Origin of the sequence: Lysinibacillus sp. FSL K6-0102, from assembly GCF_038003545.1 — a bacterium.
Taxonomy (GTDB): domain Bacteria; phylum Bacillota; class Bacilli; order Bacillales_A; family Planococcaceae; genus Lysinibacillus; species Lysinibacillus capsici.
This window is the reverse complement of sequence record NZ_JBBOPH010000001.1, coordinates 135,166-148,775: the sequence shown is the minus strand read 5'-3', so window position 1 is coordinate 148,775 and position 13,610 is coordinate 135,166. Positions and strand designations below refer to the sequence as shown.

Annotated in this window: 11 protein-coding genes; 7 read left to right on the top strand and 4 right to left on the bottom strand. The window is 37.9% G+C overall.

Annotated features, from left to right (window positions below; all coding sequences use genetic code 11):
- Positions 1-4: 4 nt before the first annotated feature.
- The 6 genes from NYE73_RS00750 (at position 5) to NYE73_RS00725 (ending at position 7,584) form a co-directional block, all read left to right on the top strand.
- Complete coding sequence (locus NYE73_RS00750; protein WP_259951219.1) at positions 5-919, top strand: EamA family transporter; 915 nt, start codon at positions 5-7, stop codon at positions 917-919.
- A 199-nt stretch (positions 920-1,118) separates the two neighbouring features.
- Positions 1,119-2,225, top strand: coding sequence for an extracellular solute-binding protein (locus NYE73_RS00745; RefSeq protein ID WP_112117038.1), 1,107 nt, complete (start codon positions 1,119-1,121; stop codon positions 2,223-2,225).
- A gap of 83 nt (positions 2,226-2,308) precedes the next feature.
- Positions 2,309-3,379 (top strand): ABC transporter ATP-binding protein, encoded by a 1,071-nt coding sequence (locus NYE73_RS00740; protein WP_259951217.1) that lies wholly within the window; start codon positions 2,309-2,311, stop codon positions 3,377-3,379.
- A gap of 12 nt (positions 3,380-3,391) precedes the next feature.
- Positions 3,392-5,098 carry an ABC transporter permease gene (locus NYE73_RS00735; RefSeq protein WP_259951216.1) on the top strand — a complete coding sequence of 569 codons (1,707 nt, stop codon included), beginning with the start codon at positions 3,392-3,394 and terminating at the stop codon, positions 5,096-5,098.
- Positions 5,099-5,125: 27 nt separating this feature from the next.
- Complete coding sequence (argH, locus tag NYE73_RS00730) at positions 5,126-6,640, top strand: argininosuccinate lyase (RefSeq protein WP_340814978.1); 1,515 nt, start codon at positions 5,126-5,128, stop codon at positions 6,638-6,640.
- Positions 6,637-7,584, top strand: coding sequence for an N-acetylglucosamine kinase (locus tag NYE73_RS00725; RefSeq protein ID WP_112117036.1), 948 nt, complete (start codon positions 6,637-6,639; stop codon positions 7,582-7,584). The genes argH and NYE73_RS00725 overlap by 4 nt, the downstream gene beginning before the upstream one ends.
- A gap of 21 nt (positions 7,585-7,605) precedes the next feature.
- Here the strand turns inward: NYE73_RS00725 and NYE73_RS00720 are convergent, their stop codons facing one another.
- The 4 genes from NYE73_RS00720 to NYE73_RS00705 form a co-directional block, all read right to left on the bottom strand.
- Complete coding sequence (locus tag NYE73_RS00720) at positions 7,606-8,910, bottom strand: transglutaminase domain-containing protein (RefSeq protein ID WP_254660076.1); 1,305 nt, start codon at positions 8,908-8,910, stop codon at positions 7,606-7,608.
- Positions 8,911-9,000: 90 nt separating this feature from the next.
- Positions 9,001-10,137, bottom strand: coding sequence for a transglutaminase domain-containing protein (locus tag NYE73_RS00715; protein ID WP_259951215.1), 1,137 nt, complete (start codon positions 10,135-10,137; stop codon positions 9,001-9,003).
- A gap of 253 nt (positions 10,138-10,390) precedes the next feature.
- Positions 10,391-10,651 carry a metal-sensitive transcriptional regulator gene (locus NYE73_RS00710; RefSeq protein WP_004233098.1) on the bottom strand — a complete coding sequence of 87 codons (261 nt, stop codon included), beginning with the start codon at positions 10,649-10,651 and terminating at the stop codon, positions 10,391-10,393.
- Between the two features lie 84 nt (positions 10,652-10,735).
- Positions 10,736-11,449 (bottom strand): glycosyltransferase family 2 protein, encoded by a 714-nt coding sequence (locus tag NYE73_RS00705; protein ID WP_048395935.1) that lies wholly within the window; start codon positions 11,447-11,449, stop codon positions 10,736-10,738.
- 238 nt (positions 11,450-11,687) lie between these two features.
- Between NYE73_RS00705 and NYE73_RS00700 the strand changes: the two genes are divergently transcribed.
- Positions 11,688-13,604, top strand: a complete 1,917-nt coding sequence (locus NYE73_RS00700; protein ID WP_054548487.1) for an SEL1-like repeat protein — start codon at positions 11,688-11,690, stop codon at positions 13,602-13,604.
- Positions 13,605-13,610 lie beyond the last annotated feature (6 nt).

The following is a 13,610-nucleotide window of genomic DNA, read 5'->3' as shown; positions in this document are numbered from 1 at the left end:
ATATATGAAAAACAATTTGATTTACCCTCTTTTGATTGTTATTGCATCTAGTAGTTACGGGATCTTGTCGACTATTGTCAAAGTAGCTATGCAGCATGGCTTTACATCAGCGGAGGCTGTATCAAGCCAATATATTATTGGCTTTTTACTCGTAATATCCATCTTTATTTTTACTGACAGAAAATTACCAAGACCGTCCAAGAAGGGCTTACTTATTTTAATATGCGCGGGAATTTTTACAGGGACAACAGGTATCGTGTACGGAGAATCTTTAAAGTATCTTCCTGCTTCTCTTGCAGTAGTCATGTTATTCCAATTTACATGGATTGGTCTACTGATTGATTGTACCCTCCATAAAAGATTACCAAGTAGACCTGAAGTAATTTCAATCGTTATCTTATTTATAGGAACGATTCTAGCTGCAGGTGTATTAAATGTAGATTTAAGTGACATTCCTATTCAAGGATGGCTATTCGGTTTTACAGCAGCCGTTTCTTTTGCATGTTTTATTCAATTTAATTCTCGACCCGTCGAGGGCGTGACTACCACATCAAGGGTATTAATCGTTTCCTCTGTAGCCCTTATTTTGATCAGTATTTTCCTAAGCCCAGAGGTTATTTGGAACGGTAAACTATTCATGCAAGGCCTGTGGAAATACGGACTAGCACTAGGTCTTTTCGGTATCATTTTACCGATTTATCTATTTTCAATTGCTATCCCTAAAATCGGTGGCGCGCTTGCTTCTATTTTAAGTGCCATTGAATTACCAGTGGCTGTTACTGTTTCCGTTATTGTTTTGCATGAACCTTTAACTGCTGTACAAATTATCGGGATTGTACTGGTGATTGCTGGTATGATGCTGCCAACCATTGTTGCACAACGTCAACAAAAGGATAGCTTATTAGAAGCACATTCATAAAACGACAAAAAACTCCTTAAAAATGGAATGATTCCTTTTTAAGGAGTTTTTTTGAACTTTAATGAAATGCCATTGCTTACCATTATGCACTTCGTTATGATGAATGCAAATGTAATTTTTTAATAATTCTAACATTAATGTCCCCCTTCGGTATTATACTGCAATATGCAAGTAACTTACTTTAAGAAAGGGGAAGTTGATGAAAAAAGCCTATATTCTTGGTTTTTTCCTTATGTTAATGCTTTTCGTTTTAGCTGCTTGTAATGGCAAAGATCAGCAAAATTCTACAAATGATGCAGCAAATAATGACGAGGCATCGGATGGTAAAAAAACAGAAGTAGCAGCAACGTCGCCTTCAGGCAAGCTAGTAATTTACACTGGACGTGACGAAGAAATGGTGCAAAATGTGATCGATCAGTTTAATGAAAAATATCCAGACATTGAAGTAGAATTTCTAACGATGGGTGCTCAACAAATTTTAGAACGTCTTCGTGGAGAGAAAGCCAATCCTCAAGCAGATTTTTGGTGGGGCGGAACCCAATCAGCGCTCATTGTTGGCGCCAATGAAGACTTACTACATGCTTGGCAGCCGAGCTTTATTGACGCTATTGATACCACACACAAAGATGTTGAAGGACGATGGTTCGGCGAGATGCTGTTACCAGAAGTAATTATGATTAATAGTGATTTACTAACAAAAGAAACTGGTCCACAGGACTGGGATGACTTATTAGATCCTAAATGGAAGGATCAAATTTTAATCAGAGGTGTACTGGCGTCAGGCACAATGCGTACGATTTATTCTTCCATGATTGTACGGCAAGATGCAGATTCACCAGATAAAGGCTATGAATGGTTACTACAATTAGATGCCAATACAAAGGAGTACACACAAGACCCTAATGCCTTGTATTTAAAGCTAACACGTCAAGAAGGCAGTGTCTCCCTATGGAATCTACAAGATATTTTGTTAAAAAAATATACGACAGATTATCCTTTTGATTATATTTATCCTAAAAGTGGAGCACCTATTTTAGTAGACGGTGTAGCAGTTGTAAACAATGCGAAAAACCTAGAAAATGCGAAACTATTTGTAGAGTTTTTATTTGAAAAAGAGATGGTAACACAATTAGCTAATGATTACTATCAAATTCCTACACGTTCTGATATCGACAAAGCCTCCATGCCAGAATGGTATCAGGAATTAGATTTAAAAACATTTGATATTGATTGGCAGCTAATGTCTGACAAAGAAGCAGAATGGATGGAATACTGGGATAACAATATTAAAGGGCGCGGTAAATAGTAGAACGGGTAAAAATTCGGCTTATACAGCGAATTTTTACCTTCCTGTATCATCTAGATTCTTTGTTAGAGAGGAGCTAATGATTGAGAAGTGTCAGAATTGAAAATGTCTCGAAGCAATTTGGTCAAGTGTATGGCGTGAAAGACTTAAATCTTGAAATAAAAGCTGGTGAATTTTTTACCTTTCTCGGTCCTAGCGGCTGTGGCAAAACAACCACTTTAAGGATGCTTGCAGGCTTTTATTACCCTACTAAAGGCAAAATTCTTTTTGATGAGCGAGATGTCACTCGACTTCAGCCCAATAAGCGCAATATCGGCATGGTATTTCAAAATTATGCCCTTTTCCCCCATATGACAGTTGATGAGAATATTGCATTTGGTTTACAAGTTCGAAAATTTTCAAAAGCTGAGATTCAGCACAAGGTTGATCGAATTAGAGGCCAAGTGCATCTTGCTGCTTACGGCAACAGAAAAATAAATGAGCTATCTGGTGGACAGCAGCAACGTGTTGCTTTAGCTAGAGCACTCGTGATAGAGCCAGATATTTTATTGCTTGATGAACCTCTATCCAATCTAGATGCAAAATTGCGTGAGGAAACACGTATTGAAATCAAACGAATCCAATCTGAGCTTGGAGTCACAACGATATACGTTACTCACGATCAAATGGAGGCCATGTCTATGTCGGATCGAATTATGGTCATGGAAAATGGCTATATCAAACAAATTGGTACTCCTCAGGAAATTTATCATCAACCCAAGGATCGTTTTGTGGCAAATTTTATTGGTGAAACTAATTTAATTGAATGCTCAATCCAAGCTATTGATGGGGAAAATGTACAAGTACGAACAGTGAATGGACATAATTTAACTGGGCGAAAGCAACAAAGCTCTCCCTCCTTAACGCATATGATTGGAGACAAAGTATTTATTTCTATTCGTCCAGAATCGATTCAACTTGGTACTGGTGAAAACACATTAACAGGAAAAATTACATTTGTTGAATTCACAGGCATTAGCGTTAATTACATTGTAGATTTTACTGCGTTCTCACTTAAAGTAATGCTTATTAATTCTTATGACCAAATCAAAAAGATCGGTGAAGATATTACAATCCATATAGCACAAGATTCACTATACTTTTTAGGGGAATAGGAGGAAGCCAATATGGAGAAACAGTCTGAAAGTACGTGGACGCGAATTTTTCATGCTAATTGGTTTGTCTATGTTTTAATATCGCCATTATTTTTAGTGTTATTCGCCTATGTGGTTTACCCCTTCTATCAAACTTTCATCCAAAGCTTTGCTGGCGATGAAGCATTCTTGCACTATAAGAAATTTTTTGATATAGCTAGTCCGGCAAATTTAGAGGCCTTGTGGACCAGTATTTATATTTCATTTATCAGTGTTATTTGCTGTGCACTTGTTGGGGTAACAGTGGCCTTTTTACTAGAACGCTATAATTTCCCTGGGAGACGGATATTGTCTGTTTTAGTTTTGGTTCCAATGGCACTTCCTCCTCTAGTAGGTGTTTTGTCCTTTTCATTTTTATATGGTGATAGCGGGATTTTCCCACGAATTTTTCAGCATCTATTTGGGTTGGATCACGTTCCTTTTGCCTTGAAGGGAATATGGGGTGTCATCGTTGTTCATACATTCACAATGTATACGTACTTCTATTTGACTGCCTCTGCTGCCATTAAGGGGCTTGATCCTGCTCTTGAAGAGGCAGCTACTAGTCTGGGTGCAGGGCGTATTCGCGTATGGACAAAGGTTATTTTACCAATGCTCACACCTTCTATTGTTGCCTCATCCTTATTGGTGTTTATGATTTCTATGGCTTCTTATACTGCACCTTTGATGTTTGGTGTAGAGCGTACTATGACGATGCAAATTTATTTATCACGTACAAATGGGAATCTTGAGATGGCTGCAACACAGTCGATGATATTATCTTTTGTATCTATCACTTTTTTAATCATTATGCGCTGGTATCAAAATCGCAGAAATTATCAAAATCTAAGTAAGGGAATTAGTGTTCATCGTTCAGAGGTATCCTCAAAAAAGGTAAAAATTATAGCAACAATTGCTTCTTTTGTTGGCACATTAATATTGATACTGCCTATTTTAGTGCTGATATTGATCTCTTTTTCTGTGGATGGCGCTTGGAAAACGCAAATTCTCCCGACCGACTATACAATTGATCATTATATTGCCCTTTTTACCGATGAGCGCACATGGCGGCCTATTTGGAACTCCATTCAAATGGGTGTCATTGCAACACTGGGCAATATCATCTTTGGTGTCGCGGCTGCTTATGCTATGGTGCGCTTAAATTTTAAAGGGAAAACCTTGCTCGATATTTTGATAATGGTACCTTGGGCTTTGCCAGGAACAGTTGTTGCTGTTAATTTAATTGCTGCTTTTAGTACAGAAAGTATCTTTAGTTTTAATCAAGTATTGATCGGGACATTTTGGATTTTGCCATTAGCCTACTTTATTCGACATTTACCACTTGTTTTTCGATCAACATCCGCCTCTCTTGTACAGCTAGATCAATCGATTGAAGAGGCATCACGTGGCTTAGGAGCCAACTGGTGGTATACATTTAGACGTATTGTCGTGCCTTTAACATTCACCGGGATTTTAGCAGGGACACTCTTAGCCCTCGTGCAAAGCTTTGGTGAATTTGTTGCATCCATTCTAATTTACAGTACATCCACTATTCCATTGTCTGTAGCGATATTCCAAAAATTATATGCATTTAAATTTGGGACCGCCTGTGCTTATGGTGTCTTACAAATTTGTTTAATTTTAGTTGTCCTTATTATTTCTGAAAAACTATCAAAAGGCAGTGCTGGTACAGCCATTTAGCTGCCAATCTATTAGGGGGCCATGACAATGTTTGAAGATTTTCGCAATAAAACACAGCTGGAAGATGGGATGATATTCCCTTCTAACATCTATCGAAAAATCGTTTTACAGCCAGCTTATGATGAGGCAAAGAAAAATTTTTTAACAATTATGCTACAAATCAATATTGCTCATTTAAAAATGTTAGAAGAACAAGGACTTGTAAAAAAAGATGAAGCAAAGCAAATTGGGATAGCTCTAAAAAAAATTGACTTAAATTATTATCGTTTAGAGGATTACAGTCCCCAATATGAGGATTTATTTTTCCGCATTGAAAATAAATTAATAGAGCTTGCTGGAGATGTTGCTGGAAATCTTCACATTGGCAGAAGCCGAAATGATATGGGTATTGCCATCTATCGAATGACATTAAGAAAAAAATTATTACTATTAATGCGCGAGTTACTAACATTACGTGATGATTTTATCGCTGCTGCAGAGGAACATATCGATACCATTATGATTGGCTACACACATACACAGCAGGCCCAGCCTACAACCTTCGCCCATTATTTAAAGGCCGTGATCGATCAGCTAGAGCGTGATTTTGAACGAATGCAGCATGTCTATAAAACCGTCAATCGTAGCAGTATGGGAGCCGCTGCCTTAACAACGACAGGCTTTAATATTAGTAGAGAACGTATGCGTGATCTACTAGCCTTTGATGATATTATCGAAAATGCATGGGATGCGGTTGCAGGAGCAGATTATATAGCTGAGGCTGCAAGTATTGTACAGCTTGCAGCACTCAATCTTGGCCGTACTTCTCAAGATTTTTTATTATGGGCTACTCAGGAGTTTAATGCGTTTACACTCGCAAGTCCATATGTGCAAATAAGCTCTATTATGCCTCAAAAGCGTAATCCTGTTTCTATAGAACATACACGCTCATTACTATCTGCGGTTGTAGGAGATGCAAGTACAGTATTACAGATGGTACATAATACACCTTTTGGCGATATCGTAGACACTGAGGATGATATGCAGCCTTATTTATGGCGTGCCATTGACCGCTTAATTGGTATTTATAAGTTGTTTGGTTCGCTTGTTGTTACAATGGATGTCAATAAGAAGAAGTTAAAAAATCGTGCTGAAAATAGCTTTGCGAATGTCACTGAGCTCGCTGATACATTAGTCCGTTCAGAGGGCATTTCCTTCCGTCAAGCACATAGTATTGTTAGTAAATGTATTAAGGTTCTACTTGCTCATGGAGAGGAATCATTAGCTAGTCTTACATGGGGACTTGCAAATACACAATCGAAATTGATCACGGGCAAGGAATTAACTATTTCAGAAGAGGATTTCTATAAGACATTAAAACCAGAATCTTTTGTTGGTGTACGAACATTACTAGGTGGACCCGCTCCAGCCACTATGAAAGCTGCCCTTGAACGCTCCAAACTGAATGCCCATGATTTTTATGAATGGATTCGCTTAAAGGAAAGTTCCATTATTGAAGCAGAAAAAGAACTAACAGCCTTTCTAGAGGAATGGAATCAATGAAGCAATGGTTATTAATTATTGATGGTGGGGCGACAAAAACAGCATGTGCTGTTGTTCATGCTGAATCTGGTGACATTGAATATTCTATATCCGCTAAAGGCTCTAATTATCAAGCCATTGGTGTTGAATCAGCTACAGCAATCTTACAAGAGCTTTTAGCAAATGTTGAAACATTTTTGCAAAAGTATCCTAATTCTCAAATTGCTGTAGCTACCTTTGCTTTAGCTGGCATTGATTCTCCGAAGGATCATGCAATCGTCGTGGCCATTGTTCAAAATGCTCTTCAGACTACACAGCTACAAATCGATACACTGATTATTGAAAATGATGCGGAGGCCACACTATTAGGTGTGACTGCTGGACAGGCAGGTGCACTACTCATCGCTGGAACAGGAGCTATTGCCTATGCCTTTGATGGGCAACGAATTGTACGTGTAGGGGGTTGGGGACATCGGGCTGGCGATGAGGGAAGTGGGTATTGGTTAGGGCAGGAAGTCGTAAGAGCTATATTTAAAATGGAGGATGGTCGAGGGAAACCAACAATCTTAAAGGAAGCCGTCTATCAATCTTTAGGTATACAAGATGTTACAGAGCTCGCTGAATGGCTCTTCCGCCCTTCCTATACCAATGCACAACTGGCCAAGATGGGTTCCTTTGTGGCAAAGGCAGTCGAGCAAAAAGATGCTTGTGCCATCGAAATATCTCAACAAGCAGCCCACGAACTAGCTATTCTAGCAAACGCTGTATTGAAAAAAATTAACTATCAGAATACACCATTTAATCTATATTGCAATGGTGGTGCCATTAAGCATAATCCACTCATTTTAAAGATCTTTACAGAGGAAATAACCTTCATGTATCCTCAAGTGGACATTATCCTTTGTCAGCATCAGCCTATTACCTATTTAATTGAACGAACAAAAAGGGCATATGACTGTTTATAAGTCATTGCCCTTTTCTTGCTTTTAAAGTGCCAGTCTCTTCAATTCATTCGTCGTAAAATAGAGATACCCATCCTTTATAAATAAATCCTTCGAATCCTCCCTATTTAGTACCTCTTCTCCACTACCATCTGGACGAATCTTTGTTAAATACGCCCCTCGGGAATAATTACTAAAGTAGAGCCAACCATCCGAATAAACGATATATTGTGCCCGTGAATTTGTGACACGCTTCGTTTTACCAGTTTTCATATCTAGTACATATAACTTATTGTCATCTGCAATATTACTATAAAACAATTGGTCTCCAACCTGCGCTGGGAAGTCTATATCATGATAATAACTATACAGTGTGCTTGTTGCTTTTGGATAGTCTTCAGCAATCCACGTGTGATCCTTCGCCATTGTACGGTCATCTACTAAAAAGTATTGGTAGCGTATTGCGCCCTTACGATCTGGTACTGGATCATTCCATGTCGTATCGAGATGATACCATTGTCCATCCAGCTTGACTAGATTCCACGCATGTCCCTCTTGACCTACATAGCCTACGATATATTTTGTTTCAATACCCAATTTTTGAAGCATAGAGTGGGCAAGTAAAGCATAGCCCTGACATACTCCCCCGTGCTCGGCAAGAACGGTATAAGCACTGTGTGGGCTAGAATTCGTTTGTTCTGTATAGGAAGTATTGGCAACAATATAGTCATTGACAGCTCGTACCTTTTCTACATCCGTCATAGATTTTTTAGTAATCTTAGCAATAATTTCTTGAACATTCATCTCTACATATGCCGCCTGCTCTGGCGTCATTAAATAGCTCTGTTCTCCAAAAATAGTTGCTTTATTTCGCCCATATTCATATCGAATTGAATGTTTACTTACATGGCCGTAAACATAGTCATCGCGTTTGATAGCATTGTTATAGGCCTCTTCTACAATTTGTTCAATTCGCTGTGTATTCCCTTTATATTGAATTTCAAACTTTGGTGAAAAGCTATTATAATACGCATACATCGCATCAGCCAGTTCCTTGGCATTTGTCACGACTAACTTTGTTTCAGGTTTCTGAATAGGTGGAGCTGTAGGGGCTACCTCCGCTTCATGGACATCTTCTATAGGTAGGGCTGTTTCAATTAAGGCATTATCTGAAAGTCTTGCAGTAACATCTACAATCTTCTCTTTAGTTGAAAGTAGCATAGTTTCTATTTCATCATTATTTGTCCAATCGACCACCTGCTGAACAACAGCCTTACCAGCCGTATAAATAGGATCAATAAAAATAATAATAATGGCAATTATAGCTAATTTCTTCCACAAACTCCTCACCTCCAACCGTCTTCTTTACATTATATACAAAAAAAGCACAAAGAACTCACTTAAGGGTCCATTTGTGCCTGTTAATATTTGTTTGTTGACTTAATTAATTTTAAGTTTATGTTCTTTTGTCTGGACATTATACAGTAAATAATTGTCACTAACCTTTAAATTTGTTACTGGCTGCTTCACTAGCACCTCAGCTTTTAACGTTTTTAAATCTAGCTTTGTCAAATACCCACCGTTACTGTAATCACTATAATATAGGTTTTGATTAGTCCCTGTAATATACAACGCACGTTTATCTAATACCTTTGACTTGCTACCACTAGTCATATCAAGCTTATACAGTTTATCGTTATCTGCAGTATTACTAAAATAAACAATATTATTTAACTGATGTGCGAAATGAACATTAAGCATATAACTGTATTTAGTGCTTGTAGCAGTAGGATAATTTCCTTTAATCCAAGTGTGATCTTTGCTAATTTGATTGTCCGACACTAAAAAATAGTCATAGGACGCCGCACCAACGCGATTTGGCAAAGGATCGTTCCATGTTGTATCCAAATGATACCATTTCCCATCAACCTTTACTAAATTCCAAGCATGTGCCTCATTCCCATTTACAAAACCTACAACATATTTTGTCTCTATCCCAGACTGCTCTAACATAGCATGTGCTGCCAATGCATAACCCTGACATACAGCTTGTCCTTCAAAAAACAAAGCATAAGCACTATGTGGACTTGCCTTAGTTTTAGTCCCGTACATAGTATTGGATACAATATAATCGTTAATAGCTTTTACTTTTTGGAAATCTGTCATAGAAGGTTTGATAATATTTTTCAATATTAGATTAATCTTTTTTTGTACAGCTACTTCTTGAGTTTGACTTGTCAGGTACTTCATTTTATACGTTACATTCCCTAGAGAATCTGCGGAAACCATGGTACTTTCTATATGTCCACTTGCATAAACGGCTTGTTGCTTAGCTTTTTCAAGTGCGTCCATCATTTCTTTTTTGAGGTCGCCTATTTTGCCTGTATACGTAATTTTTATATCGGTCTCAAAGTTTTGTATTTGCTTTGCAAGTTCTTCTGTTAATTGATCCCAATTTGCTACTGTTGAGTTAGCTACCATTGGATAAATTTGGGAGGTATTTTCTGTTTGTTTTGCATAGACTGCAGTTGGACCTAATATCAATAAAGCCGCACCACATAACAATAATTTTTTCATCACTCATCACCTTCCCTTTGATTCTTTCTTCACTATTTAGCATAGCAAAGAATGTACCTACTAAGCTATCATACAAGTTCACTAACTAAGACTTTTAACTAAAAATATATTAAATTTTATATAATATAAAATACCTAATAATAAAATATAATTAGCGAATATAACTATTTTTTTGCAAAATAATAAAACTCACCTAATTAATAGTGAGTTTTATTTCGATTTAGATTCTGTAATTGTTCAGGAGTTTAGAAAATTATCTACTTTTCACCACTAAATTAACTGCTTCCTGAATGGCTTCGTTCATTTTTTCGCCATCCCCTTCAGCATTCTGTACACATTCCAATAGGTTTGTACTAACAATAACCCCAACTGTACGGTCTACAGCAGAGCGTACTGCTGATAATTGTGTAATGACTGCCTTACAGTCTTTTTCCTCCTCCATCATTTTCAAAATGCCACGTAGCTGTCCTTCCATCCGTTTCACACGATTTTTCACTTGATCTGAATATTCCATATACATTGCTCCTTCTCTTATACTCGCTACGCTCTAATGAGTGATCGTTATTCTTTATCCTAGCTCATTGTTTTAAATTTAAACCTAGCCATTACTATTCCTTGGCTTTAGATAATTTATGAGCATTCTCGTAATAATGGTACCAGCGTTTGTTATTTCATCGTACTGAATTATTGAATTCTTCTTTATACGTAATTGCCCAATTTCAACTTCGAAAACTGGACACTTTCTTTTAAGTGCAGCAACTAACATGTTTGTATCATAATCATAGCGTTCACCTTTTACTTTCATTAACCAAGGCAACTCATTGATGGAAATATAACGTAAACCTGTTTGTGTATCCATTAATTTCTTATGATATAGTATCTCGAAAAATAAGCTTGTTGCACGATTTCCCCAGTAAGAAAGAAATGTACTATCAGTTGAACGAAAGTTACGTACACCTAGCACAATCCCTTCAGAAAACACCTTTGTCATCGTTAAAACAAGCTTCACATCTTGTAAAGTATGTTGCCCATGGGCCCCAACTGTAAGGATACCATGGCACCTCGCTTGTTGTTCTCGTATATATGCAAAGGCGGTCTTAAGTGCGCCACCCTTACCAATATTGCAATCATGCTGTAGTACTTGGCAGCGTTCAATTTTATCTAGGTTTTCAAAAATATCTTTATATTTTTGATCACTCCCATCATTGACAATGATGATTTGTGTAATAGTCGTTGCTAACAATTGATGTACATAGGTAATGAGTGATTGTTGTGGATTATATGCTGGTATAATAGCTGCAATATTTTTCATTTCGATCCCCCACCTAAAGGCTGACAGGTTCTCCGTAGCTACGAATCTCCCTTATATCAAATAGTATCATGTAACAGCAACAATTCAACTGATGAATCCCATTAAAACATATCAATAATATCGATTTTTCTCCGATATATGAACAAAGAGATGAAGAGGCGCTTTGTAAAAAGGTTGAATAAGAAATTGCTTGCAACGACGCCGAGGTAATTAACTGAAAGAGGTGAGTACTTTCGTCATGCATTATGAAAATCTTGAAGAACAATGTCAAAAATTAAGACAGCTGTCCTTCACAATATTAGCTAAAAATTTACAGGATGCTAGTTTGCTCGCCATTTCAACCCCAGCAGAATCCTTACAGAAGTCACTTCTTGTATTAGAGGAAATTTTATATGAGATTTACCGATTGGAAATGCATACCGAACCTAAACTCAAAAATGTCCGAATGCTATTAAATAATCGAAGTTTTGTGGCGCAAATTCATCCTCGTCGGATTTATTTATTGATGAATCTAATTCATAAAATGACAAGCCATACTAGTAATGACATTGTAGAAGCCAAAGCAGCTAAAATTGTTTTAGATTATCTTAGCGATATTGTTGAATGGTTTATGAAGCGCTATGATCGTAGTTTCAAATCGAACCACATGTCTTCTCATGTCACAGAACTTCCTTCAATATTTGATAAAAATATACTTCAGCATGAGCAGTCTCAAGAGGCTTACGAACATGCTGTCAAATGGTTTGAAGTAGCTGCCCAGAACGGAGATGCAAGTGCTCAATATAACTTAGGTGCTCTTTACAATCATGGTCGAGGGGTAGAAAGGGACTATCGGCTTGCAAAAATGTGGTATGAACGAGCTGCCGCACAAAATGACGCAAATGCTCACTATAGCCTCGGTGTACTTTATCATCTAGGCCAAGGTGTTATACAGGATTATCTAGAGGCTGCACGACATTACCAAATAGCTGCTGATTTAGAGAATGCTGACGCTCAATACAATTTAGGTGTACTCTATAATCAAGGCTTAGGCCTATCTCAAAATTTTAACGAAGCTGCCAAGTGGTATACCTTAGCAGCCAATCAAGGTAATACAAGTGCCCAAAACAATCTAGGCTTCCTTTATCATAATGGCACGGGTGTGGAGCAAAGCTATGATAAAGCCGTTGCTTATTTCAAAATGGCTGCCTTAACTGGAGATGCAAGTGCTCAATACAATCTCGGCTATATGCATCTAAAAGGGCGTGGTATTCCCCAAAACCAAGAAGAAGCGGCAAAATGGTTTCATATGGCTGCTTTACAGGACCATGTGAACGCAGAGTTTCAACTGGCCATGCTCTATAATACTGGGCAAGGAATGATAGAAGATCATATAGAAGCTTTAAAATGGTTCAAGCTAGCGGCACATAAAGGACATTTAAATGCTCAATACTGTCTTGGCCTGCTGTATGAAAAAGAACAGAATCTTGTGTCAGCAGAAAAGTGGCTACTGCTAGCTGCTGACAATGGCCATATCAGCGCTGGCTTCGAGCTAGGACGTCTATATGTATATCAGCTTCAAGATCCAGCCAAAGCAATGTCATATTTTAGGTCAGCGGCAGAAAAAGGCTATGCAGATGCTCAGTATGAGCTTGGCCTATTACTGACATCTGGAAATGGTGTTCCTATAAATTATAAGGAGGCCGTGATATGGTGGCGAGCAGCAACTGATCAATCACATATTCAAGCTGAATATCAATTAGGTCTACTATATGAACAGGGATTAGGGGTAGCCTTAAATCTTGAAGAGGCGCGCAGATGTTATCGCCTAGCAGCCATTCAAGGCCATGCAGGTGCGCAGTATCAACTAGGCAATATATTTGATAAAGGTAAAGGGGTAGAGCAGGATTACACAGAGGCAGCTAAATGGATTGAACAGGCTGCGTCACAAGGACATATGAAAGCACAATACCAATTAGCCCAAATGCACATTCATGGACAGGGCGTACCAAAGGACTTTGCAAAGGCAGCCCAGCTTTATCGACTATCTGCTAATCAAGGACATCAAAAAGCCCAATTCCAGCTTGGTATGCTATACAAAAAAGGGCATGGTGTTGCACAAGACTATCAAGAGGCGACAAGATGGCTGAAAAAGTCACTTGAAGAAATTAAATAAATATTT

Excerpts from the sequence above, each read along its gene's own strand:
- NYE73_RS00710 (WP_004233098.1), bottom strand. The coding sequence starts at position 10,651 with ATGGAATATTCAGATCAAGTGAAAAATCGTGTGAAACGGATGGAAGGA.
- NYE73_RS00745 (WP_112117038.1), top strand. The coding sequence starts at position 1,119 with ATGAAAAAAGCCTATATTCTTGGTTTTTTCCTTATGTTAATGCTTTTC.
- NYE73_RS00700 (WP_054548487.1), top strand. The coding sequence starts at position 11,688 with ATGCATTATGAAAATCTTGAAGAACAATGTCAAAAATTAAGACAGCTG.
- NYE73_RS00725 (WP_112117036.1), top strand. The coding sequence starts at position 6,637 with ATGAAGCAATGGTTATTAATTATTGATGGTGGGGCGACAAAAACAGCA.
- NYE73_RS00735 (WP_259951216.1), top strand. The coding sequence starts at position 3,392 with ATGGAGAAACAGTCTGAAAGTACGTGGACGCGAATTTTTCATGCTAAT.
- argH (WP_340814978.1), top strand. The coding sequence starts at position 5,126 with ATGTTTGAAGATTTTCGCAATAAAACACAGCTGGAAGATGGGATGATA.
- NYE73_RS00715 (WP_259951215.1), bottom strand. The coding sequence starts at position 10,137 with ATGAAAAAATTATTGTTATGTGGTGCGGCTTTATTGATATTAGGTCCA.
- NYE73_RS00705 (WP_048395935.1), bottom strand. The coding sequence starts at position 11,449 with ATGAAAAATATTGCAGCTATTATACCAGCATATAATCCACAACAATCA.
- NYE73_RS00750 (WP_259951219.1), top strand. The coding sequence starts at position 5 with ATGAAAAACAATTTGATTTACCCTCTTTTGATTGTTATTGCATCTAGT.